The sequence below is a fragment of the Shewanella abyssi genome (genome assembly GCF_023284025.1).
GTDB lineage: Bacteria > Pseudomonadota > Gammaproteobacteria > Enterobacterales > Shewanellaceae > Shewanella > Shewanella abyssi.
Window position 1 is genome coordinate 49,911 of sequence record NZ_JAKIKR010000015.1, and the last position, 23,814, is coordinate 73,724.

At 44.6% G+C, this 23,814-nt stretch carries 23 protein-coding genes; 13 read left to right on the forward strand and 10 right to left on the reverse strand.

Features of this window, described 5'->3' with window-relative positions:
- Positions 1 to 216: 216 nt before the first annotated feature.
- Entirely contained in the window at positions 217 to 753 is a 537-nt protein-coding gene (locus L2755_RS08800; protein ID WP_248980315.1) for a hypothetical protein, read from the forward strand.
- Here L2755_RS08800 and L2755_RS08805 read toward each other — a convergent pair.
- A complete protein-coding gene (locus L2755_RS08805; protein ID WP_248980316.1) occupies positions 750 to 1,706 on the reverse strand; it encodes an alpha/beta hydrolase in 957 nt (318 codons plus the stop codon). The two genes, L2755_RS08800 and L2755_RS08805, sit on opposite strands and share 4 nt — an antisense overlap.
- Positions 1,707 to 1,882: 176 nt before the next feature.
- On the opposite strand from L2755_RS08805, the gene L2755_RS08810 reads away from it, so the two are divergent.
- Entirely contained in the window at positions 1,883 to 2,950 is a 1,068-nt protein-coding gene (locus L2755_RS08810; protein WP_248980317.1) for a hypothetical protein, read from the forward strand.
- Positions 2,951 to 3,092: 142 nt separating this feature from the next.
- On the opposite strand, the gene L2755_RS08815 is transcribed toward L2755_RS08810, so the two are convergent.
- The 7 genes from L2755_RS08815 to L2755_RS08845 all read right to left on the reverse strand — a co-directional run bounded on the left by L2755_RS08815 (position 3,093) and on the right by L2755_RS08845 (position 9,065).
- A complete protein-coding gene (locus tag L2755_RS08815; protein ID WP_248980318.1) occupies positions 3,093 to 3,581 on the reverse strand; it encodes a hypothetical protein in 489 nt (162 codons plus the stop codon).
- 974 nt (positions 3,582 to 4,555) lie between these two features.
- The gene (locus L2755_RS08820) at positions 4,556 to 5,134 is read right to left on the reverse strand and encodes a nucleoside triphosphate pyrophosphohydrolase family protein (protein ID WP_248980319.1); all 579 of its coding nucleotides are present in this window, start codon (positions 5,132 to 5,134) and stop codon (positions 4,556 to 4,558) included.
- Between the two features lie 132 nt (positions 5,135 to 5,266).
- On the reverse strand, positions 5,267 to 5,530 hold the full coding sequence (locus tag L2755_RS08825; protein ID WP_248980320.1) for a hypothetical protein: 264 nt from the start codon (positions 5,528 to 5,530) through the stop codon (positions 5,267 to 5,269).
- A 3-nt stretch (positions 5,531 to 5,533) separates the two neighbouring features.
- Positions 5,534 to 5,806, reverse strand: coding sequence for a hypothetical protein (locus L2755_RS08830; protein ID WP_248980321.1), 273 nt, complete (start codon positions 5,804 to 5,806; stop codon positions 5,534 to 5,536).
- A gap of 176 nt (positions 5,807 to 5,982) precedes the next feature.
- On the reverse strand, positions 5,983 to 6,603 hold the full coding sequence (locus tag L2755_RS08835) for a TlpA family protein disulfide reductase (RefSeq protein ID WP_248980322.1): 621 nt from the start codon (positions 6,601 to 6,603) through the stop codon (positions 5,983 to 5,985).
- Positions 6,596 to 7,084: a cytochrome c-type biogenesis protein gene (locus L2755_RS08840; protein WP_248980323.1), complete on the reverse strand. Its 489-nt coding sequence runs from the start codon at positions 7,082 to 7,084 to the stop codon at positions 6,596 to 6,598. Before L2755_RS08840 ends, L2755_RS08835 begins: the two co-directional genes overlap by 8 nt.
- Positions 7,071 to 9,065: a heme lyase CcmF/NrfE family subunit gene (locus L2755_RS08845; RefSeq protein ID WP_248980324.1), complete on the reverse strand. Its 1,995-nt coding sequence runs from the start codon at positions 9,063 to 9,065 to the stop codon at positions 7,071 to 7,073. The genes L2755_RS08840 and L2755_RS08845 overlap by 14 nt, the downstream gene beginning before the upstream one ends.
- Before the next feature lie 700 nt (positions 9,066 to 9,765).
- On the opposite strand from L2755_RS08845, the gene L2755_RS08850 reads away from it, so the two are divergent.
- From L2755_RS08850 to L2755_RS08900, 11 genes are all read left to right on the forward strand, one after another.
- Positions 9,766 to 11,799: a cytochrome c3 family protein gene (locus tag L2755_RS08850; protein WP_248980325.1), complete on the forward strand. Its 2,034-nt coding sequence runs from the start codon at positions 9,766 to 9,768 to the stop codon at positions 11,797 to 11,799.
- A gap of 94 nt (positions 11,800 to 11,893) precedes the next feature.
- The gene (locus L2755_RS08855; protein WP_248980326.1) at positions 11,894 to 12,322 is read left to right on the forward strand and encodes a rhodanese-like domain-containing protein; all 429 of its coding nucleotides are present in this window, start codon (positions 11,894 to 11,896) and stop codon (positions 12,320 to 12,322) included.
- 60 nt (positions 12,323 to 12,382) lie between these two features.
- Positions 12,383 to 13,174, forward strand: coding sequence for an FKBP-type peptidyl-prolyl cis-trans isomerase (locus L2755_RS08860; RefSeq protein ID WP_248980327.1), 792 nt, complete (start codon positions 12,383 to 12,385; stop codon positions 13,172 to 13,174).
- Positions 13,175 to 13,221: 47 nt separating this feature from the next.
- Positions 13,222 to 13,938, forward strand: coding sequence for a nitrite reductase (locus L2755_RS08865; protein WP_248980328.1), 717 nt, complete (start codon positions 13,222 to 13,224; stop codon positions 13,936 to 13,938).
- A gap of 53 nt (positions 13,939 to 13,991) precedes the next feature.
- A complete protein-coding gene (locus tag L2755_RS08870; RefSeq protein WP_248980329.1) occupies positions 13,992 to 14,696 on the forward strand; it encodes a 4Fe-4S dicluster domain-containing protein in 705 nt (234 codons plus the stop codon).
- 2 nt (positions 14,697 to 14,698) lie between these two features.
- Complete coding sequence (nrfD, locus tag L2755_RS08875) at positions 14,699 to 15,646, forward strand: NrfD/PsrC family molybdoenzyme membrane anchor subunit (protein ID WP_248980330.1); 948 nt, start codon at positions 14,699 to 14,701, stop codon at positions 15,644 to 15,646.
- A gap of 154 nt (positions 15,647 to 15,800) precedes the next feature.
- Positions 15,801 to 16,286: a nitrous oxide reductase accessory protein NosL gene (locus tag L2755_RS08880; protein ID WP_248980331.1), complete on the forward strand. Its 486-nt coding sequence runs from the start codon at positions 15,801 to 15,803 to the stop codon at positions 16,284 to 16,286.
- Between the two features lie 20 nt (positions 16,287 to 16,306).
- Positions 16,307 to 17,638 (forward strand): nitrous oxide reductase family maturation protein NosD, encoded by a 1,332-nt coding sequence (gene nosD / locus L2755_RS08885; protein WP_248980332.1) that lies wholly within the window; start codon positions 16,307 to 16,309, stop codon positions 17,636 to 17,638.
- Positions 17,628 to 18,620: an ABC transporter ATP-binding protein gene (locus L2755_RS08890; protein WP_248980333.1), complete on the forward strand. Its 993-nt coding sequence runs from the start codon at positions 17,628 to 17,630 to the stop codon at positions 18,618 to 18,620. The genes nosD and L2755_RS08890 overlap by 11 nt, the downstream gene beginning before the upstream one ends.
- 7 nt (positions 18,621 to 18,627) lie before the next feature.
- Positions 18,628 to 19,473 carry an ABC transporter permease gene (locus L2755_RS08895; RefSeq protein WP_248980334.1) on the forward strand — a complete coding sequence of 282 codons (846 nt, stop codon included), beginning with the start codon at positions 18,628 to 18,630 and terminating at the stop codon, positions 19,471 to 19,473.
- 498 nt (positions 19,474 to 19,971) lie between these two features.
- A complete protein-coding gene (locus tag L2755_RS08900) occupies positions 19,972 to 21,264 on the forward strand; it encodes a winged helix-turn-helix domain-containing protein (RefSeq protein ID WP_248980335.1) in 1,293 nt (430 codons plus the stop codon).
- 110 nt (positions 21,265 to 21,374) lie between these two features.
- On the opposite strand, the gene fre is transcribed toward L2755_RS08900, so the two are convergent.
- A complete protein-coding gene (gene fre, locus L2755_RS08905) occupies positions 21,375 to 22,085 on the reverse strand; it encodes an NAD(P)H-flavin reductase (protein WP_248980336.1) in 711 nt (236 codons plus the stop codon).
- 76 nt (positions 22,086 to 22,161) lie between these two features.
- A complete protein-coding gene (gene ubiD, locus L2755_RS08910) occupies positions 22,162 to 23,643 on the reverse strand; it encodes a 4-hydroxy-3-polyprenylbenzoate decarboxylase (protein ID WP_248980337.1) in 1,482 nt (493 codons plus the stop codon).
- Positions 23,644 to 23,814: the final 171 nt, after the last annotated feature.

The following is a 23,814-nucleotide window of genomic DNA, read 5'->3' on the forward strand; positions in this document are numbered from 1 at the left end:
CGTTTTTTTATATGCGGCTTTTATTCTTCATTGCGATAGGTTTCTAGGTAAATGCCATTAGACGGTCACTATTCCTGTCTATACTTACCGATAGTCGATGAATTATCTACAGTTTAAGGTCGCTATAAGCTCTGCTTTCAAGAACAAGGCATATTACACAGGTGGCTCGACCTAATCGTAACAAACAAAAGGAGTTGTTTGGATGGAGGAGAGCTTATGTCATATTGGGTAACCACATTCGATGCTAGCCAGTGGGCTGATTATGAGTTGGCACTGCTGATGGTGGCCATTCTCATTTTGGTTATTTGGCTACCGCTATGTTTGCTTAAGCCCCAAGGGGTGATGCGTTGGATCATTGCAGTATGTAGCTGCGTTATTATAAGTGGCTTATGCCTGACAAGCCGGGTGGACGCGTTGCAACTCAGTACATTATTGAGCAAGGGCCAAAATATAGAAGTACTCGACGGCAGCTACCGTTATGGCCGTTATCACTTCCCGCATAATTCAGCTCATGGGGTCGACTTTCGAGAGATCCACATCGGTGCTCGCATACTAAAACTTTACCACTCTGGCTATCTTCAGCACCCGCGTTGCTACCGTAATTTTTATAACACTAATGAGTTTACTGAAAACGCCAAATTACGTTTGTACATACATTGGTATGAACATGAGTTTGTGTATAAAAATGATGTCATCAAACTAAAAACACCCTGCATTTTACGTATTGAACAGCGTGGTGACGAGGCAGTTTAAGCCCCATTGTTACTCACACCATCCTTGACATTGAAAAGCCAGTACAGCCCTTGTATTGCGCTGGTGGGAAAGGCGGTTTCATGGCTGGCATCATCGATGACAAGTAGCTTAGTGGTTATTGTCTTACTTAGGGGACTACCGATGTGCTTGGAGGGTTCTTGGCTGATATTCACCTTGTCGAGAGCAGCCTTAAACGCTTGGGCATCGCCCACCATGTCAAAGTTGGAATAACCATTACTGCCATTATGTTCAAGCTCGCCAATGCCGATAAAGACATTAACCTTAAGCTTAGAAAGTGACCTTTTACGTTGCTGTAAAAGATCAAAAATCATCTGTTTATGCCACCAAAACGATGGACTGCCCAACACGTAGTTACGGAACATTTCAGGCTGTTCTAACAGAATGTAGGCACCAAATAGTCCCCCTAATGAGTTACCAACATAAGTGCGTTGGCTCGGATCTGTTCTAAAATGTTGTTGAACATAGGGCAGCACTTTTTCTTGCAAGAAGGCAACGTGTCGAGCAGCGTCTCCAGTCTGTTTTTTCCAGCTTTTATCTACAGAAGGGGTGTAATTGCGCACCCGGCTTTTGTCACCCCTAAGGCCTTTTTGCCAAGATACACCCACCAAAATAGCCTGCTGCATCGCATTTGAATTCATCGGGAATCGTGTTGCACCGGAGACAATCTGAAAAGCGTACATGGCATCGGTGATATAGATAACCGGGTAACGATGGTGCTTATTGGTGTCTGTGTCATAGCCCTTCGGCAGTTTAACAAACAGCTCGTAGGCTCTGTCTGCATCGTTGATCTGGATTGTTTGCGTGCGAGGAATATTAAAAGGTGTAGTGCTCTCTGCGGCCTTCACAGGTGCTATCGTCATACTACAGATGAATAACCCCAATAGAGAGATTAGTAGTGGTCTAGGCAAGGTGAACGGTATGACTTTAAACACAATACTTCGTCCTGAAGATAAAAATGGGTCAACAAACATACCTGCAACTAAGTGCAATGAACAGCTTGTTGGTTGTTAAAGTTAGTTGCCGCTCTGGCAAGAATTAACCTTTTGCTAACACTATCTATCTTTGCCTTTTTTGCGTAAGTTAGGCTGTTTAATTGCAGGGAGCCAGTATGCGGCGCAGCGTAAAACTTAGAGTCAGCTTTTTAGCACTCGCTATCATCAGTTATGTGATTGGGTTTAATTTTCTACCAGAGTCACTGACCAGTGATGACGATATGTCAAAATTGGTCGTGGTTGCAGGTCTCTATTTTGTCTTTCTCCCCATCCTATATTGGTTTTGGATAATTAAAGCGGGTAAGCAAAAACCGTGGAAGTTACTGCTGATTTTCAGCCTTAGCGGCTTAATGGCACGGCTGAGTTTTCCCGCAGAAATTGCCAGCTACTTCGAATTTATCATGTGGTTAAGGTATCCCATTATCGCGATATTGCTACTGATAGAATTCTACCTTATGTACAGTATCATTAAGGGCTTATGGCAAGCTCGCAGCATGAAAGGCGATCCCAGGGTCCATATCGTCGATAAATATCAAGATGAAGATGATAAGAAGCGCTCTTTAGCACTGGTGTTAGCGTCGGAGCCTGCAAGTTGGTATTACGCTATCCCTTGGTTTAGTCGTCAGCATGTCAGCAGTGATTACTCGATTGACTTACTGTCGGGAAAGCCTTGGGCGTGGTTAGCAATGTTGCTGGGGACGTTAAGTGCTGCTGTTGGCGTTTATATACTGCTTAGCTCCTGGAGCGAGTTAGTCGCTATTATCCTGTCGAGTATTATCGCTTACGGTGTGGTGTTTGTGACGGCTAACTATCGAGTATCGAAGCATTACTCAATCTATATTCAACAAGATAAGTTAGTTATCAATAATAGTATGTGGGGTTTTTTAGCGATAGATATTGCCGATATTGAGCGAGTCGAGGTGGGGTGTTGGGATAAAATAAGTACTACTGAGGAGAGTGAAAAAGAGGCTGAACAGCTATGTTTCGGTCGAGGTAAGCAAGCCAATCTACAGCTCAAATTTAGTCAGCCGCAAACTTACTTTGGCGCACTTGGACAATTACCAGAGCAGCTCAGCGAGCTTAAGCTGGTGGTTAACGAACCTCAAAAGCTAGCTGATGAGCTTGAGCTATTGCGTATAGAATATGTTGAAATGACAACTATTGAAGTCGCCAAAGCAGGGTGAGTTAGAGTTGAAATAAATCAAACTCTCTGGTGTACAACCTTCAGTTAATCATTTTTCAGTTAACTCTGATATACGATCATTTGATGCACCTAATGCCTAAAGAACACGCTGAATGCGATCGAGTAGCGAGTATTTAGTCATGTTACTTTGATTGTGAGTGTTCGCATGCGTGCATCTCTATTGTCTTACGAAAGTCTCCTGAAACTGAAAATACCAGTATCTTCTTAGACTTTAAGTAATTCGTATTGCCGTTGTCATGATTTTTACACGGTTGCGACTTTCCGTAAGGTATAAACACATCAATGCTGTTCATCTCTCCCCATCGCTGAATATACGAAATCCGAATATCTGAAATAGAAACACCAGTTAAATTACTATAGAGCTTATTTGATATCTTCATGTCAATACCATCAACCGCCACAGACAGTTTACTGAGCTGCTGTTTGTTTGATGGCCAAACTGAAGTCTTATTAACATACTCAACAGCCAGGTTGTATGGGATAGATTTCAGTGTTCCTTTCTCGCCAATAAGGCCAGAATGTTCGATTTTCATTATCGTAGGATGCACTAATGCAGCTGAATTTACTGCGCTAGATAATAAGAGAGTAATTATAAATGTGATTATTTTCATATATACACTAACAGCCCATGCAATAGTCGCTTGATAACGTTCTTGGCGACGAAGTGATTTTGCTTCACGCTATCACTGCTAACGAGTTGCTGTAAATGGATTCTTTCTAAGGAGGGGCTCATGAAAAGCACTGTTTTGGAAGAATAAAGAGAGCCTAACTTGGTTCTTGAATCGAATGTATAGCTAATAATCTCTGGGAAAAGAGAGTTACCTTTCGGCAAAGGTGGTTCCAATTACCTGCGGCAGGTGCTGGACAGGATGTCCGAATGTCGTGATCACATGGTCGATGATGTTCCCGACATCATCATGACATTTCCCATATCCCTATGGGTCAGATGTGAGTGAACGACCTTATGTGCAGACGCAACTGAGGCTCGCCGCAACTCTTTATAAAAGAAAGGGTCCCTGTGAACTCAACGAAAACGTCTGACCTCCATGGACGGAGGGAATGCCAAATTATGTCTGGAACATAATTGGCCTGTTTCCGAAGGCCTCAGCCGCATCTACACTGAGTTATAAAAGCACAATCGTTTAGCATTTGAGTTTTCAGTTTAAGACTACAAAGCACAACTATAAATTCAGAGCAGCAGAAAACACCAACTCCCCATCGAAGTTGCCGAAGTACGCATATAAAAATGTCGTAGAACCATCTTGGACGATGGTTCAGGCTCGGGGGGACATGGATGTCCCATCTGAGCCGTTAGGCGATTTTTATTGGAGTATGAGGCCGTATCAAATGCATGTAACTTCGTCGGGGCGGCAGGGGCGATCCAAGAGGGGATTGCTGTTGATCCCCTTTTGGCCGGGTGTGGGATGGAATCCCACGACCTTTATCAAACGGAGTTTGATGATCTCAACCTCAGGTGTGGACGAAGCACTACGACGTTGATTTGGATTTTGTACAAAAATAGCTGATTTAGCCGCTAACCCTTTGGGGCTTAAACCCGTCATACCCCAACCAAACCATTAAAAGATTAAGCTTTAACGAGCTTCTCTAGATCTGCTGGACGATAGTAAACTGACTTAAGTACCTTGCCTTGACGAACAATTTTACCTGCCATGTCTACATCTTTAGCGCACTTAGCTATGATGAAATCACCTTTAGTGCTACCCACAATTTCTACGCCTTGTTTAGCATAAAAAGCGATGGTTTCGGTCAGCTCTTGCTCTGTGCGGCATACTTTACTCATGTTGCTCGAATGCACCTCATCCCAGCAAGTAACAAAGTCAATTTCACGGTTTTTAGCGACATGTAAAAGCAGGTCAATAACGTAGCTTATTTCAAGGCGGTCAGTCAGTTTTTTCGCGCCTAAATGCACTAAACGTCCCATCAATACATAAACCGAATCCACGATTGCGTCTGCTTGCTCAACACGGCTGTCAGCTTCTGCAAGCTCAGTTAGCTCCTCAATTGCCAGTGAGGTATGCAGAGTATCGGCTTTATCATCCAGTGACGCTTCATCTTCAATCGGCAGATCAAATGTCGCTCGAAACTGGTGAATATCTCGATAAAGATGGTCGTAGAGTGGCTGATCTAAGGCTGATAGTTTCATAAGTAATACCCTTGGCGCTAATATTCAAAAATTGCCGTCATAATAAAGAAATGAGCTTTAAAATGAAAGGTTGCTCATGTGACCGAATAGGCCCAACAGCATTTTGTTATGTTAGCTGCTTGGAGTTACGGGTTAATCCCCAGCTATGCCTGAAAATAAAAATGCCATGATGGTACTTAAAATACCCACTTCAACATCTCTATTAGTGGTTTTCTGGTCATTAATATTGTGCGCCTCTTGCTCTTCTCTAGCTTCGCGTGAGCGGTCTGCACCCGTGATAAAGGGCTCAGCCACTGATTGGGTTTGTTGCACGCTGCAGGCGGTTAATGGTGACATGACCAAGAAAAGAGTAATAAGCAGACTTATAGGTGTAATGTTTGTCATCACTTTAGGCATGAGTTAGACCTCGACTTTTAGGTGGCAAAGGATTGGAGAATTAAGCTTAACGATGAGCGCTTGCACGGAGTCTGCGCTGACATCCAACGCTTGCCAGCCATCGGTGCTCATTATCTCTAAAGCTGTGATGGAAATTGACTGGTCGTCTGTGGTGCTGGGCTTGCTTATCGACGCCTCTCCAGAGATCTTAAAAATGCCTTCGGCTGTGGTAATACGACTAATGTTAAACACTTCCATATGTTGACTCGTCTTTGAACCTAAGCGGAACATCACCATAAAACAATACCAGAGCTAATAAAAGCATCGTTGAACGCGTTACATTAAATACAGCGTTAAATATCGATCATTACCGTTCTGAACTGATTTTCAGCCAAAAAAAAGCCCTTTTGACAATAATCAAAAGGGCAGCGCGATAATACTATTTTGCGCTAGAGCAAAGCGAGAATATTGGCTTAGCGTTTTGCGTATTTGCTAATGAGTTTCTCTAGGTAAGGTTGGATATCCTTGTCACTCCAGTCGAGGTAACCACGCAGAAATCCAATAAGGTTACCTGAACCGTCAAATACATAAGTGGCTGGTACGACATCGGCAGGCATGATGTTATCTATATTCATTTCAGGGTCTAACCATGTCTGATAGTAGGCTAGATCATGACGGGCTAAGAAAGCAGCGACCTTATCGCTCTCTTCATCAATGGAGACGGGCAGCACCACTAAATCGTTGTTGATGTTTGCCTGTCTGATCGCTTCCATCTGTGGGATCTCACTAATGCACGGAGCACACCATGTTGCCCACAAACTTATCAATACCACTTTACCATCGAACTGTTTTAAATTAATTGAGTCGCCGTTAGTGTCGGTGAAACTGACGTCAGGCACTTTTCTTGCGGAACTCATCTCAATAAAGCGTGACATTATCATCGGCTTTTCTATCGGCTGTCCGGTGTCGTAAACCTTTTGGGTGGGAACGGCTGCCTGTACTGGAAACATCAAGGTAAAACTGACTCCGGCGATGGCGAGCAAAGACGCTAACGCTTTAGCATAAGAGCGTGGGCGAGGAACTAAATTATTCATGGAGAGTATCCTGCTCAAGTTTTTGAGCTTTCAATGTTGGTTGCACGAAGAAAAACAGACCGACTATGGCGAGTAGCACCAAGATGATGGGGATTAACCACAGCATAAAGGTATGACTACTGAGCGCTGGCATGTAGCGGATCTTCTCGCCGTAACGGACGACCATAAAATCAATAATGGCAGCTTTAGATTGCCCTTCGTCCAGCATTAAAAATATCTGCCCTTTAAGTTCACTGGCAATCTTGCTCTGTGAATCAAATAGGTTTTGATTTACCGCCATTGGGCAGCGCAGTTCGCGCGCAATTTCAAAGCCCATATCCCGCTTTTGTGTATCGGTATAATGGGTCGCTACTAGGCTATCTTGGGCAAAGGCAGTGATACAAAACAGTGCTGACAACAGAATCAATACTGTGGATAGTACGCCTTGTGTCGCCTGAGTAAAGTGGGTTCTAGCAGCCATTTTTCCGCTATGCCAATTCATTGCAGTACTCCCGCTGTGTTGTTGGCGAATGGATCCGCGCGATACTTTTTTTGCTAGCAAAGACAATAACAACTCCGCTAATCATCATGAAAAGTGCGCCTAACCATATCCAGTTGACTAACGGCTTGTAGCTGATCCTGATAAGGTATTCATTGTCATTAAGGCCAGGATTATTCGTTAGCTTTTGTCCCATAGAAACATATAAATCCCCTAGGAGGCCGCTATGGATACCTGCAGCTGACATCTCCATGCCATTGGTTTTAAAGGTTTGCCTTTGGGGATAGAGGTAGGTCACAAACTGGTTTTGGCTATCCATTACTCTTATTTGAGCTTGAATAGCGCTGTAGCTGCCAGTTTCAACGGCTTGTGTCTCATCATAGATAAAGCTGTAGCCGCTAAGTGTCTTACCTTGACCTGGCCCCATACGCAGTAGCTCTTCAGTCTCAAAGTTGGACACTAACGTAGCCCCTAAAACGGATATTGCCACGCCGATGTGAGCGAAACACATCCCGTAAAAACGCAATGATGACGAGCCATTATCTGTGCTGTTCTCATCGTTTTTAATGGCGGCTCGTTGCACTAATGCAAGCCCGGTTGCACTGATGATCCATAGAGAAGAGAACAAGCCCAGTAGTAGCCAAACGCTAAACGACTCTTTTGTCATCCAGGTGGTGGTCAAGGCCATTAGCATGCACGCGGCCATTAATATTAAAGGCTGCTGCATCTTAGTGCTATGGCGCCAATTTTGCAGAGGGGCAAGGCCCATCAGTAAACAGATCAGTGCAGTGAGTGGAATAAAAATACTGTTGAAGTAGGGCGCGCCCACAGAGATTGTTTGTCCAGTGATGACTTCGAACATCAGCGGGTAGCAAGTGCCTAATAATACCGAAATGGCGGCGATGACCAGTAACATATTACCGAGCAGTATTAGGCTTTCTTTAGACCACAGCGAGAATGTGATGGGTGCAGCCTTTATACTCGTTCGCTGGGCAAACAACGCCATCGCCGAGCCTGAAAATACAATCAGTAGGATCAGTATCGACACACCACGGGTGGGATCTGATGCAAAAGCGTGCACCGATTGGACCACGCCTGAGCGCACTAAAAAACTGCCTAATAGACTTAACGAAAAAGCCAATATGGCCAAGAAAATACTACTAGACCCCAATATGCCGCGTTTTGCGGTCAGTAATATTGAGTGAACCATCGCAGTCGACACTAGCCAGGGAATAAATGAAGCGTTCTCTACTGGGTCCCAAAACCACCAACCTCCCCAGCCCAGTTCGTTATAAGCCCACCAAGAGCCAAATGCATTGCCGCCGGTTAAAAAGACCCATGCCAAAACCGCCCAAGGTTGCAGATAACGTGCATATTGTTGACTCAAGCCACCGGATAATAAGGCTGCAACGGCACCCGCGAAACAGATGGTTAACCCAACGTAGCCAAGAAACAGCAGCGGCGGATGGATGATCAGTCCGATGTCTTGCAGAATGGGGTTGAGATCTCTGCCCTCAATGGGGATATCGGGTAATAGCCGGGTGAATGGGCTAGAGGTAAAAAGTAGAAAGAGACAAAAACCGAATATTAGCAGTGCGGCAACCGCTACCAGCTTGTGATGAAAATGCTGCTTAGTCCCAGGGGCGCGGTTAATGATAAAGGCCGCCCATACGGCAATGGCGACCACCCAAAACAACATAGAGCCTTCATGGGAGCCCCATACCGCAGCCACTTTATATAAAGTGGCTAACTGTGTATTAGAGTTATTGGCAACGTAGGCGACCGAGAAGTCATCAACAAGGAAGCAGTAAGCTAAAGATAGTATTGAACACACTAGCGTTAAACACATCAGTGTGGTTAATGGCTTGGTATAGCTAAGCAGATACTCACTGTCTAGCTTAATACCGATAATGGTGACTGTAGATAATATAAGTGACAAAGTTGAAGAAATTATCAGCAGTATTAAGCCTATCTCTGGGATCATATATACCTCCACACCTCTAAAAAATTCTGAGTGATTCATGCAAAAGACTTTGTCTATATAAGTATTGTCTTTATATAGGTGCTGTATTTAAATAAGCACTGTCTTTATATAGGTGCTATATAAGTACAATGTCGATTAACTACGCCAACTAGATGGTGTTTTATTAATAATGTACTCGTATAACTATTGACGTCTGCTTAATATCGCTGTTACTAGTTTATGTTTACTTTAATGAATCCTAAGTTAGAAGTGATGAAAATAATGAGAGCTAGTTCAAACTCTCGTTTTAGATGTCTAACTACGACTATTTTTAATATATAAATGTTGTGTTTAAACTATTTTCAGATCTAAAAATATCACTTTTACACTTCAATAATCACCGCGTTAACTTTATAACTCATTGTTTATTAGTTGGTATTTTGTTTTTACAACTGTTCACAACTAATGCGTTTTTTTCTGTGCACTAGCGCATACTTTTTATTCCCATTATCGGGAGAATAGCGGTTGCTCAGTTGTTTAAGTCGTTCGGTGAACGGTTAGGTTTTGTAAGACACATTAGATAAATAAGCCTTGATACTGGCAGTGGAAAATAACGACTCGGTGAAGTTGTTTTCTACTTCAGTAAAGCTAATGACTAATGTTAAGCGTAAAAGATAAACCAGATTTTAAAAATAATACTGATGATAAGTAGGAGTGAATGATGAGACGATGGAAGCACAAGGTAGCATTAAGCGTGCTGTTTTGTTTTGGTGCCATTGCTAATGTTAATGCCAGTGGTGGCAAATATAACAGTGTACCAGAAATGGGTAAAACAGCGAAAGAAGCGATTGCCAATTACAAGGGTACAGAAAGAATCAACGGTGTTAAAACACTGCAGGATTATATTGTTCAAGAGGAAGAATTATTCGATTTCTTGTTCGAAAATCATCCGCTATTTAAATATCAACAATCCGGAAACTTAGTGGGTGATTACCACATTAGTGACCGTGGTGAAGAGTATTTAGATACAGGTAAGAGCCCAAACTATAGCTCTATTGATGGTAAGCCTCGCGCAGTTCAGTACCGTTTAGGTGCAAAATCCATTTTGGATTATCCAAATAACTTCGTTGGTCCAGAAAAGTGCGCAGAGTGTCATGCGACTCAATACGAGAAGTGGCAACGTTCGCGTCACGCTAAAACGGTTCGTTTTCCTGGTGAACATCCAGAAGTAGATAACGATATTGAACAAACCATGTATGGCACCAAAGATACCTCAATCTTACCTGACGGTATTACCCCTGATGCTATCTATGCCACCGTAGGTACACCGCGTACCAAATACGGTTTCATTGATGCTTGGCTAGTTCGTGGTACCTACCACATTGAAGGCGGATTGCTTCGCGACGGAACCGGTAAAATGGTCGCCGGTGCTAACCAGTTCTCTCGTGGTTGGGCTGAGTGGTTAACCGATGATATGGCGAAGAAAATTAACGCCGTTATCCCGGAGTTTCCTACAACACTTGCTGGTTTTGGCGGTTCAGGTTCGCACCAAAAAGGCATGAGTTCTTACGGCGCTAAATACCGTAAAGAGATGTTGTTCCAACCAGCAAGTTCATATTGCGAAATTTGTCACTCTTTCAAATTTGATTTCCAAAATCAGCAAGAGTACTTCGATGCCTTAGGTGATCCTAAGAAACTGCAAGAGCATACCATTAGTAAGGGTATTGCTTGTGAAGAGTGTCATGGCGCTGGCGGTCACTTAGATGGCGGTACTGGTGGCATGCAGTCTAACTGTGAACGTTGTCACCAACGCTTCCAGTACAACCCTGCACTTATGGACACTCCAGAAAACGACGCGAAAGGTGAATATGCCTTTGGTGTGAAGATGAAGTCTCTTTGCCCATCTTGTGGTACTGAAGGTTCACAGATGTATAGCTCTATGCACTATGAAAAAGGCATGCGCTGTACAACTTGTCATGATCCACATGAAGTGACCGATGGTTCATGGATGTCAGGCATCACCAAGCCTAAGTTGAAAAAAGACTGTAAAGATTGTCATGAAGCACAAACCTTGATTGCTGAGAACACGAAAACTCACAGCGAACAAACTTGCCAAAGTTGTCATATGCCTAACATGGGCAGTTGTGAAAACTTTAAGGCAATGCAGTTCCCTGACCAAGCTGGTTTCGATGCGGTACGTAAGTCTCACATGTGGAAAATCGACGTAGATCCAAAGCGTAAAACGATTAACCCACCTGAAGGCGAGCCTCGTACTCAAGGTCCTAAAGCAGGTAAAGGTTGGACGGTTGCTAAGAATGAAGAGGGACGCTCTTACCTTGATTTAATGTGGTCTTGTGCTCGTACGGCAATCTCTGACCACGATGTGGTAGAGAACAAAGGTTGTCACAGTCAGTTCCAATCTGAGCTAGAGACAGGTCTGCATTATGAAGACCAGATGGAGATCTACGGCGAAGTAATGAAGTGGCAGACCCCTATTAAAGAGGTTTACGGCCAAGTTGAAGTTGCACTAGAGCGCATTGATAAGCTGCTCGAAGTGACCAAGTTATCTATTGAAGACAAGACACAGGTTCTTATGCTCGCTGAAAAAGCAAAAGAGACAGTTGATCTTATCCGCAAAGATGGTTCTTGGGGTGTTCACGGATTCCGTTACAGCCAGAAACGTCTCGATGCAGCGCTAACGTATGTTACTCAAGCGCAAAACATCTTAGATGGTACTGGTTACGCGGCTAAGTAAGCCCTAACTCGTTAGCAAAACGTTACCTCGGGAGTGGAAGCCGTCGCTGGAAATGCCACAGCAGAAAGTTCCGAGGTAAATAAGAGACAAAAATATGAAAAAAGCACTTGGTCAGATCCTAGTCACACTCACACTGCTCGCCAGCACAACAGCTTGTTTTGCCGGTGGTGGTTCAGAGATGGCACCTGCTCCTCGCTATGAGCACCAACTCAATACCATCACTATGAGAGAAGTTGACAGTTTAGTGGGTAAAGAGGGGGTGTACTTTTTTGATGTCAACACGTTGGAGTTGTGGGCAGAGGGATTTATTCCAGGTGCTATCTATTTCAATGTTAAAGATTGGAAGAAGGTTCTACCACAGAATAAAGATGCCCAGATGATTTTCTACTGTGCAAATCGTCTTTGTAATGCAAGTGAAATCGCCGCACACGCGGCAATGAAAATGGGCTACAGCAACGTAAGGCAGATGCCCGATGGAATATACGGCTGGCGATTATCAAACCGCGTAACCGAAAGGCCATAACAGATGGATGTTGTGCAACCAATTTTATGAATGACTTTTTTATTTAATGAGACAATGACCATGAAAAAATTCGCAAAAACTTCTATTGCTGTTGTGACGGGACTTTCCCTCTTTATTTCTGCCAGCAGCATGGCTAACACAGCACTGACTACCGACACTCAAAAAGAGTCCTACAGCATCGGCGCCTCTTTAGGTAAGTACATTTCAAGCCAAATTTACAGCCAAACTGAGCTCGGTGCTGAAGTCGACGTTGATCTTGTTATTGAAGGTGTTGTTGACGCACTAAAAAACAACCCGCAGTTTTCAGACGAAGAGATCCTCACCTTTTTAAATCAGCGGGCAGCGCAATTAAATGCAGCGAGAACAGCTGCTGAAGAGAAAGCGGCGTTAAAGAATATGACCGCTGGTAGTAACTTCCTGACTAACAACAAGAAGCTAGCTGGGGTTACCGTGACCGAATCAGGCCTGCAATATCAGGTGATTTCAGAGGGTGAGGGACGCAAGCCGTCACCAGAGGATGTGGTCACAGTACATTACAAAGGTTACCTAGTTGACGGTACTGAATTTGATAACTCTTATGAGCGTGATGAGCCGAATCGCTTTGCCTTGATGAGTGTGATTGAGGGATGGCAAGAGGGGATCCCGTTAATGAGCGAAGGTGCCATTTACAAGTTCTCCATTCCATCGGCATTAGCCTATGGCGAAAAGCAGGTCGGCATCATTCCACCAAGCTCGACATTAGTGTTCGAAGTTGAGTTAGTTAAAGTGGAAGCGCCTGGCGAAAACGCACATGGCATGGGCCTAAGCGGCATGGGCATGGGTGGCATGATGGGAGCGGGTAAAGCGCATTAGTGCTTAGCACTCTTGAGCGTATTCCTTCAATAATTTAGAGAGTCACTATGAGTATTCTTGCTGCCGGCATTGGGTTTTGTCTTATTAGCACCATTGTGTTTGTTTGGGGTCACCACCTACAAACTCATCATCTGCAACACATAATGCAAACCAAGCAGGCTAACGATTTATCGGCTACCACAAGCCCCGTGAATCGAACTGTGCCGGCAGCAATTTCTATTGTAATTATTATTTTACCGCTGGTGTTATATAGCCAGCTTGGACGTTTTACCGAATGGGATAAAGGAGTCATCGACGAACAAATTGATTATCTGATCGCCGCAGATATCAATAAAAATGCACGGAAAGTCAATGAGCAACCTAACAACGAAATTGCATTATTAACGTTAGCTCAATCTTATGCAGAAGGCGGCTTATATGCCCAGTCTATTGCAACCCTAAATGATCTGCTCGCCATCACAGGTGATGACGCGCAGACCTTAGGAATGAAAGCTACCGCTATGTATTACCGTGACAAAAGAGCGATGAGTATTGAGACCCGTTTAGTCCTAGCCAGAGCGTTGGCGCTTGACGAATTTGAATTTCAATCTCAACTGCTTATCGCCACGGATGCATACCTCAATAAAGACTATGAAAAAGCGATAACTCACTGGCAGTTACTGCTGCGTAGTCAAAGCCAGGGCTTTAGTAGAGCTGCCATTAATAATGCAATTTTAAAAACCGAGCAAAAAATAGCTAATCGTTCAGTGACTGCATCTGAGTAAAGTCACACCAATAAAAAACAGGTCAGCAACAGAGCTGACAGATGGAGGATGCTGTGAGTGAAAATATAGAGAGACGGAGGTTCCTTAAGTGCTTAGGAGCCAGCTCTTTGATAATAGCGCCCTTAGGGTGCAGTTCAGTCAAAGAGGAGTCAGATGCGAATAAACCCCATTATGTAATGGTGTTTGATCAAAACAAATGCACTGGATGCGGTGAGTGTAAGGACGTATGTAACGTCACTAACAACTTACCTGATGGCAAGTCACGTTTAATCATGGAGCAGCAATCGGGCGGCGTGGTTGGTTCAGCTTGCCCTCATTGCGGCAAAACGGACTGTGACTGCGAACGTAAGTATGTTCGTGTTTCTTGTCAGCAGTGTAAAAATGCACCCTGTGTCACTGTTTGTCCTACGGGCGCTGCCCATAGGGATGAGAAAACAGGCATTGTCACCATGGATAAAGCGAAATGTGCAGGTTGTAAATACTGTATCGGTGCTTGTCCGTACGATGCGCGATTCATCAATGAAGAGACCGATGTAGCGGAAAATTGTGATTTCTGTTTAAACACTAAACTCGTGAATGGCGAACTGCCAGCTTGCGTGCAACAGTGCCGTTATGACGCCTTGATATTTGGTGATGCTAACGATCCAAACTCTTATGTGAGTAAGCTTTTAAGAGTGAAAGACTCGGTACGCATTAAGCCTGGTTTCGGTACCGAACCCAGCTTGAGATACATACCAATTGTTAAGTTAGGGGTGTAGCTATGGACGGAACTATTGATTTTACCATGGGGTTATCTCAAGGTATTGCGTGGCCTTGGCCGATTGCGGTTTATCTGTTTTTTGCGGGTATTTCCGGTGGCGCACTCGCCACCGCGATATTTGTTCGCTTCTATAAAAAGCAGACTGTGAATACGCCATTCTACAAAGCCGCTGCGGTGATCTCGTTTGTGACCATCAGCTTGGGCATGTTGTGCTTGGTTTTAGATCTAACCAACCCGTTGTTCTTCTGGCGAATTTTGGTGTACTACAACTTTACTTCCGTGATGTCTATTGGTGTGATTGCCTTAACGGTTTATATCCCGTTGACTGCTATCGTTGCACTATTAGCGTTAGAGGAGGAGCTACGCTCAATACCGGCGCTTAAAGTGTTATTGCCGATCATTAACAAGCTGAAAGCTGTACGTAAGCCCATTGAAGTGTTGGTGTTGGTGTTAGCGTTATCAGTGTGTGCCTACACTGGTTTCCTAATCTCGGCCTTGATCCGCTTCCCAATCATAAATACCTCGGTACTGCCGGCGCTATTTATTGCATCAGGGATCTCAGCGGGGGCAGCATCAGCAAAAATGCTGGCGGTGTCACTCTTCAAAGAAGATCTGCATAGCCAAGATATGAAGCTACTTCATGGTGCTGAATGGCCGATTATGTTTGCTGAAGCCATGTTCATCTTCATGATTGTCACCTCACTAATGACCGGAAACGCTGGTGCACAAAGTGCATTTGCAGCTTTCCATTCTGGTGAGTGGGCCAGCGTATTTTGGCTTGGTGTCATAGGCATTGGGTTTGCCGGTCCGTTGCTACTGAACTTTGCCACGAGTAAGTCGTTTAGCCATTCTGCCAAAGCATTTTATGCCTCAGGTGTTTGTGCAGTAACAGGCATGATGTGTTTACGCCTGTTTATTTTGTATGCGGGTCAAAACTTTGCGATTTAATTGTTCATTCAGTTGTTCATTTAATTATCCAGAGTATGTGTGATTGATTGTTAGTAGGTCAGCCCCAATTGCGCCGCCCCTGCAGGGCTGCAATTGGGTGTTGAACCGAAAGCTCAGCTAATTAGAAATAAATATTTTTCCGTTGAGGTCGTTGATGAAAAAGTTATGGGGCTTGCTGTTATTGCCGTTGTTATTTGCCTGTGGTCAGAACGCAAGCGATACGGTTGTGGTCGTAGCGCAAGCCATTGATGAACATGATCGTTGCCACATGTGTGGCATGATGATCAAGAAATACCCAGGGCCTAAAGGTCAGGTGCATCTTAAGGGACAGCAGGTGACTCCAAAGTTCTGCTCGACGCGAGACATGTTTAACTTTGCACTGCAGAGCGAAAATAAACGTCAAGTGACCGACCTCTTTGTGCATGATATGGCAACAACGGATTGGCAAAAGCCCGAAGACAGCGCCTTTATTGATGCTAAAACGGCATGGTATGTCTATGGCGCGAGTCAAAAAGCGGTGATGGGCCCAGCAGTGGCCAGTTTTGGCACTAAAGACGCTGCCGTTAAATATGCCCAGGAGTTAGGTGGCATCGTGCTTCCTTATGAAAAAATTGATACTCAGTTACTCGCTGGTAAGTAACCCTATTTAGGCCTATTTCAATGTCAAAAATGGCTCATGTTATCGCCCACATTATGATGATTGGAACCGTTGCGCTTAGCAACACTCCGATGGCGGCAACATGGACAGTCAATAGTAGTGATGGACTGCGAGATCAACTACTCAGCGCCAGCAGTGGCGATATCATAGTGCTGCAAGATGCACATTACAGCGGCAACTTCGACATCACTCAATCACTCACTCTACAAGGACGAGAGGGAGCCTATATCGATGCCTTAGGTTACGGCAGCGCGATAACCGTTAGTGCTAGCAATGTTGTTATAGAAGGCATCACTATTCAAAACTGGGGCGCGGATCTGTATGAGCGTGATGCCGCTATTTTGGTTAGCGAACAAACTGCAAACATAACGATTAATAGCAACAAGTTAGCGGGGGATGGTTTTGGGATCCGCGCTGATCATAGCCGCTCACTGACCATTCGCCATAACCAAATCTCTGGTAATCAGCAGCTGCATATTCTCGATCGGGGGGACGGTATTTATCTCAATCGTGTTGAGCAGGCCATCATTGAGTTTAACCTAATTGATCATGTCAGAGATGGTGTCTATATCGAATCGAGTCAAGGCAGCTTAGTCGCCAATAATCGCTTTTATGAGCAGCAATATGGCATTCATTACATGTATAGCGAGCAAGATGAGGCTTACGGTAATGTCAGTGAAAACGTCAATGGTGGCTACGCGATTATGAGCTCTAAATCTGTGTATCTGCATCATAATTGGGTACAAAATGCCAGTGAATATGGGGTGCTTTTAAATATCACCAATGGTGCCCGTATTGAGTTCAATGTGCTTCGCAATATCCATAATCCCAATGGACAGGAGGCCTTAGGTAATCAAGGTCGGGCCATGTTCATCTACGGAGCCTTAGATAATGAGATCCGTGGTAACGAGTTTGCGATGAGCGATATCGGCATTGCGATGGCAATGGGTGGCGAGCAAAACCGCATTTATGAGAACAATTTTATTAATAACCTTATCCAAGTGAAATATGTTGGCGATGAACTGCTGCAGTGGAGTCAGGCGGGTCGAGGCAACTATTGGAGTAGCTATATGGGTTGGGATCATAGCCAAGATGGCATTGGCGAGCAGAGTTACCAACCTAACGATTCAATGGACAAGTTGTTTTGGCGCTATCCCGAAGCCAAATTTTTAATGAACAGTCCTGTGGTTGCTCTTTTGCGTTGGGTCGAGTCGCAATTGACCGTGTTTACCGCCAGCGGTATTAAAGATGATCATCCGTTGATGCAGCCTTTTCCTATCGCCAATGCTGTCGAGTTTGATATGCCAAAAAGTGAGTTTGTCTATGAACAGTGATACGAGTACTACTTCTCATACTCCCGTGGTGAGTGTTGAGCATGTGGGCTTACGCTTTGCTGATGTTGACGCGTTGCAGGACATCAATCTAGAGGTGTATCAAGGGCAAACGTTAGCACTGCTTGGTCATAATGGTGCGGGGAAATCGAGCCTGATAAAGCTGATCCTGGGGCTGATTAAGCCCACATCAGGCAAACTAACCTTGCAGGGCGGGCACGCTCTGCAGCCGATTAATCTTGGGTATCTGCCTGAGGATGTCAGTTTTTATGACAAGCTTACTGGCTGGGAGGTGCTGAGCTATTTTGCCGCGCTTAAAGGGGTCAAAGTCACACGAGTTAAGCAGCTTATTGCCGAGTTCGAACTGGAATATGCCCAGCACCGACAGTTAAAAACCTATTCAAAAGGGATGAAGCAACGACTCGGTGTGGCTCAAGCTATTCTGTCCCATCCCGATATCTTATTACTGGATGAGCCCACGGTAGGGCTTGACCCACAAGCCTCGCAGTTCTTGTATCAAAAGGTAGAGTCGCTCAAGCAGCAGGGCTGCGCAGTGATTATCTGCACCCATGAACTGTCGATCGTTGAGAAACATCTCGACAGGGCTCTTTTACTTGCGGGTGGTCGCCGAGTCGGCTGTGGAACCCTTAATGAATTACGTCACGCAAGTGGCTTAAAGGCACAAATTAAGCTGCCCAATTTCACCGATAAAGTGCGGGGCGATAGCTATCTACAGTCTTTAACTCATGGACAAGCGCTATGGGTGAGTACTGATGAGCGTAAAGCCGTGATTGAGTATCTAGTGCAACAAAAGTCTTGTACCGATTTCAGTGTTATTGAGCCCAGCTTAGAGGTTATCTACCATCACTTTATGCAGCAGCAACCCTTGCATCCGTTACCAGCGAATATTGCGGTGACGGATGCGTCGCCAAAAGGTTGGTTGCAGTCGTTACTTAGCCCGTTGGCGCGTCAAAGCACATTATGAGTACGTTATGAATAACCTTCAGTTCACTTCGCCTATTTTTATTATTGCTTACAAAGAGCTACGCGATAGCTTACGCAATCGCTGGATCTTATTCATGGGCAGTATATTTATGCTGTTGTCACTCTCTATCACGTTTGCAGGCAGTGCCGTGACCGGGGAACTAGCGCTACCGCCACTGGTTAACTTAATGTCGAGCTTGTCGACCACGGCGGTATTTATTATCCCCTTGGCAGCGATTTTACTTAGTTATGACAGTTTCGTTGGTGAGCAGGAGGCGGGCACACTGCTGTTGTTACTGTCATATCCCATCAGCCGCACGCAAATACTGATGGGCAAGTTATTGGGTCATGGTGTGGTGATGTTTATCACCACCAGTTGTGCTTTTGGCTCGACGGCAGCGCTATTGCTTGTTGTTGGCAACCAATACTCAGTGGCTGAAGTGCTGAGCGCTTTTATGCAGTTTGTTATCAGCAGTAACCTGTTAGCGCTGACCTTTGTTTTACTGGGATATATCGTTAGTTTACGGGCGACGGAGAAGGCCAAAGCGGTCGCTGGTCTATTGTTTATATGGTTCATGCTGGTGTTAATTTATGACCTATTGTTGCTTACGGTATTAGTATCGGATGTGGGGTTTATGGATAAGCAGTTATTGAATATCTTGATTGCACTGAACCCAACCGATCTTTACCGCGCGATTAACTTAATCTCCATTGATGCACATCGTTCTGGGAGTGCACTCTCAATGATTGGCGATATCGATTTAGGGCTGTCGGTGATGTACTTGTTAATGTTGGGCTGGATCAGTGGTCTGCTGGTTATCTCTCAAAGGATCTTTAGTCATAAACCGTTATAAAACGCTTCCTTTTTCTAACTTAATTGTGGCATGACGGCTGAAAAATAGAGCGTGCCAAAGCTGATTGTTGATAATTGTTTTTCATTTTGTGAGCAGTGATATACCTCTATTAACTGTGATCTCTGAATTGCGGTTATTGTCACAATAGCAATCTATATCTATCACTATAATTTGTTGTAATGCGCAGGTTTAATTAACCCACTCAATTGACTAATACCAATTGCATTAAGTATCTGTTCATTCAGTGGGAATTCAAAGCGCTGAAGGCAAGTCGGAAACATGAAGCTAATAGTTATTCTATATCGAGAGTTTTCGGCGCAGCATACAGGGCTTTGAAACCCACCCTGCGGGAAGCGCTCATGCATTCCACTTCTGCTTTGCATTGACTTACAAGGGAATAACCATTCTCTCGTCAATGCGCCTTGAATTGAAAAGCGTGAGCGCTTCTGAATTGACTAAATACTTAATGCAATTGGTATCATTTCTAAGAGGTTAATCTTGCTAAAAGTGACTCCCTATCTGGAACTCGATGAGCAGGCCAAACAGCTGCTGGATCGTGCCAATAGTACGACTATCAGCCTGACGTTTTCAGAGTCAGCAGTTTTATATCTACTGCTCACTGCAGATAGCGTATGCGATAAAGATGAATTGCTGACTGTGGGCTGGCCCGATCGCGTCGTTGCCGCGACCTCTTTAACGCAATGCGTCAGTACACTGCGAAAAAAATTAGAAGCCTATCCAGAAGTACAGCTTAAAACTGTTGCCAGACGTGGTTATGAACTACACGTATCTGAGCGTTCCCACATCAAAATGTTAGCGGTGAATGACGCAGCATCGATTAAGACAGCACTCATTGACGTCTCGATGGTGGTCAAGGTTGGTGGGGTTTTAGTGCTGGTTGCACTGTTATTAACATGTTGGTATAACAGCGATTATCATAATATGGTGAAAAATTCCGGTTTGTGGAATGCCGATAAAAAAATGGCATTGAATATCGGTGGCACCAAAGAGATTGTACCGATATTTTATCAAAGTAATGTCGAGCATCTACATAAGTCTATGTGGCAAAAACATCTGGCTCCGGAAAGCAATCAGCTAAGCAGCTTAGATAGCTTTAAAGGTTTCTCTGCCACTGACGGTGCTAATTATTCCATGGCCGTTTGCCCAAGCTACGCAGGTGGTGAATGTAACTGCCATGGTTTGATGAACATTACTGCTATCGATATTAATCCAGCGGGGCTTAACGTCAGCCAGTTTGCAGAGCTAACAGAGCGGCTTGAAAAGCGGATCCGTTACAATAAGATTATTATTCCCCACGGTATAAATGAGCTTGAGCATTCCCAGGGAGATATTATCGAGCACCATTATCATGCTGATGTCTATTTTCCTGTGGCTGATGAACTACTGGTGCGCTCAGATCTCAGTCTGTCATTGATCTATGATGGGGATAACACCGGACAGTTTTATGCTGCGGCTTGTATTACCGATGAAGACTGTTTAACCACACCGATTAAGTACAAGTTACGCGGTACCTTTAAGCAATATCAGCAGAAAATTGATGATATGACCGTTGATGTGTTTCAAGTCAAAGTGAGTCAAAAAGAGTTTATTAAACCTGAAACGGTAAGCCCGTCAGCGATGTATTTTTATCGAGCGATTAGAAAGCACGACATTACCGATGAAGAGCTGTACTTTTATCGAATATATACCGATAACAAGAGTGCCGTTTGGATCACGCCGATATTAGGCAGTATCGTGGCTTGGTATAAATACGATCAGGTTAGGATTTAGCCGCTTTTAAACGATTCTAAAGACGACAAAAATAATAAAGGGCGCAGATAATGAATATCGGCGCCCTTTTTAGTGCAGCATGATTAAGCTGCAATCAGCTTAATGAGAGCTTATTTTATAAAGGCGAATGCATCACCGTATAAATGGTCCTCTTCAACCCCCATGCTACGGAACTCTTCTCGCGCCGCACCGACCATATCAAAACGACCTGCAATATAGATGTCGTAGCCATTAAGGCTAACAAAATCGGCTTTTATCTGCTCTAACAAGTTAGCTTGTTTACCATTCCAGTCGCTTGGTGCTTGTTCTACTACAGGCACAAAATGCAACCAAGGGTGCGCATCATGCCACTCTCGGGCGATGGTTTCGTAGTACATCGCGTCAGTGGTACGGCAACCCCAATAAAGCGTGGTCTCAATCTCTTGTCCAAGGGCTATCTGGTGCTCAACGATGCTCTTGATGTAAGAGAATCCAGTACCGCCAGCAATCAGTAAGCGTGGACGCATGCTGTTATGGCGTAAATGTGCATCACCGCCAGGTATTTCAATATCAATTGTACTGTTATTTGCTAAGCAGTCTTGAAGACGCTCAACCACTTGCATTGGGTAGCTCTCGCTAACAGCGGCACCAATATGTAGCTCTAGGTGCTGACAATCAGGCGCTGAGGCGATAGAGAACGGACGTTTGTCTTTCTCTCCCATCACTACGCAAAGGTATTGGCCAGCTTTGAAATCAAAGGCAACCACAGGCTTTAAAATAACCTGAAATACCGCATCATTAAACGGTGCGATTTTTTCAATTGTACAACTAATGGTGTTCATCTTTATTCCTTGATGAGCCTCTCTTTGGAAGCCTATTCAACATATGTTTTGGTGCATTACCTAGGGCAAAGCTACGTTATAGGGTCGGTGCGTCGTCTATTCCTAGATCGCTCCATATTTCATCTATTTTTTGTTTGACGGCTTCATCCATCACGATAGGAGTGCCCCATTCGCGATCGGTTTCGCCTGGCCATTTATTGGTTGCATCCATGCCCATTTTTGAACCAAGTCCAGTCACAGGAGAGGCAAAATCGAGATAATCGATCGGGGTGTTTTCTATCATTACCGTGTCACGTTTGGGATCCATTCGGGTGGTAATCGCCCAGATCACATCGTTCCAATCTCGACAGTTAACGTCTTCGTCGACGACAACAATAAATTTGGTGTACATAAACTGACGTAAAAACGACCACGCGCCCATCATCACCCGCTTGGCATGACCTGGATACTCTTTACGAATGGAGATCACTGCCATACGGTAGGAGCAACCTTCTGGCGGCAGATAGAAGTCGATGATCTCTGGGTACTGTTTACGTAAAATAGGGACAAAAATCTCGTTAAGCGCAACACCGAGCATCGCGGGTTCGTCAGGTGGACGGCCGGTATAAGTACTGTGATAGATTGCATCTTTTCGATGGGTCATATGGGTCACAGTAAAGACTGGGAAAGAGTCGGTCTCATTATAATAACCAGTATGGTCACCATAGGGGCCCTCTTCAGCAGTCTCATCAGGATCGATATAACCTTCAAGAATGATTTCGCTGGTGGCAGGGACTTCTAAATCACAGCTGAGCGCTTTACACACTTCAGTACGCTCACCGCGTAACAGACCGGCAAAGGCATACTCACTCATTGAATCAGGCACAGGAGTCACTGCACCTAAAATGGTAACCGGATCGGCACCCAATGCCACTACAACAGGGTAGCGCTCGCCGGGGTTTTTCTCTTTGAAATCTTTAAAATCTAATGCGCCGCCACGATGGTCAAGCCAGCGCATAATCAGTTTATCTTTACCGAGCAGTTGCTGGCGGTAGATCCCCAAATTCTGCCGTTTTTGACGTGGCCCTTTAGTAATGGTCAGTCCCCAAGTGACCAAGGGGGCAACATCTCCAGGCCAGCAGTGTTGGATCGGCAGCTTAGTTAGATCGACCTCATCACCGGTTTTTACGACTTGCTGGCAAGGTGGGTTACGTACAGTCTTAGGCGGCATGTTTAAGGCTTGCTTAAACATAGGAATTTTAGAAATAGCGTCTTTAAAGCCACGGGGTGGCTCAGGTTCTTTTAGAAACGCGAGTAACTCACCTACTTCTCTAAGGGCGAGAGGATCTTCTTTACCTAGCGCCATTGCGACTCGTTTCGGCGTACCGAACAGGTTCACCAGCACAGGCATGTCATTGCCGATCGGGTTTTCGAATAACAGAGCAGGGCCTTTTGTACGCAAAACACGATCGGCAATCTCTGTCATTTCCAGATGAGGGTCGACCGGATAACTAATACGCTTAAGCTCACCATTACTCTCTAGGTGCTCTATAAAACTGCGTAAATCCTTAAAACTCATAGGGGAATTCTCATCGCTATAAACTGTGATATGGCGCGCACTATAGCATTTTTCACCTAGGCGTTAAACGCTTGTTCATCAAAGCTTAGTACGCTGCTGAGTCAGTTGTTAGTTATGGGGCCGCTTTTGCGTTAAGTGCTGCTTTAAATGGCATTGGCGTTAAGTGTATTT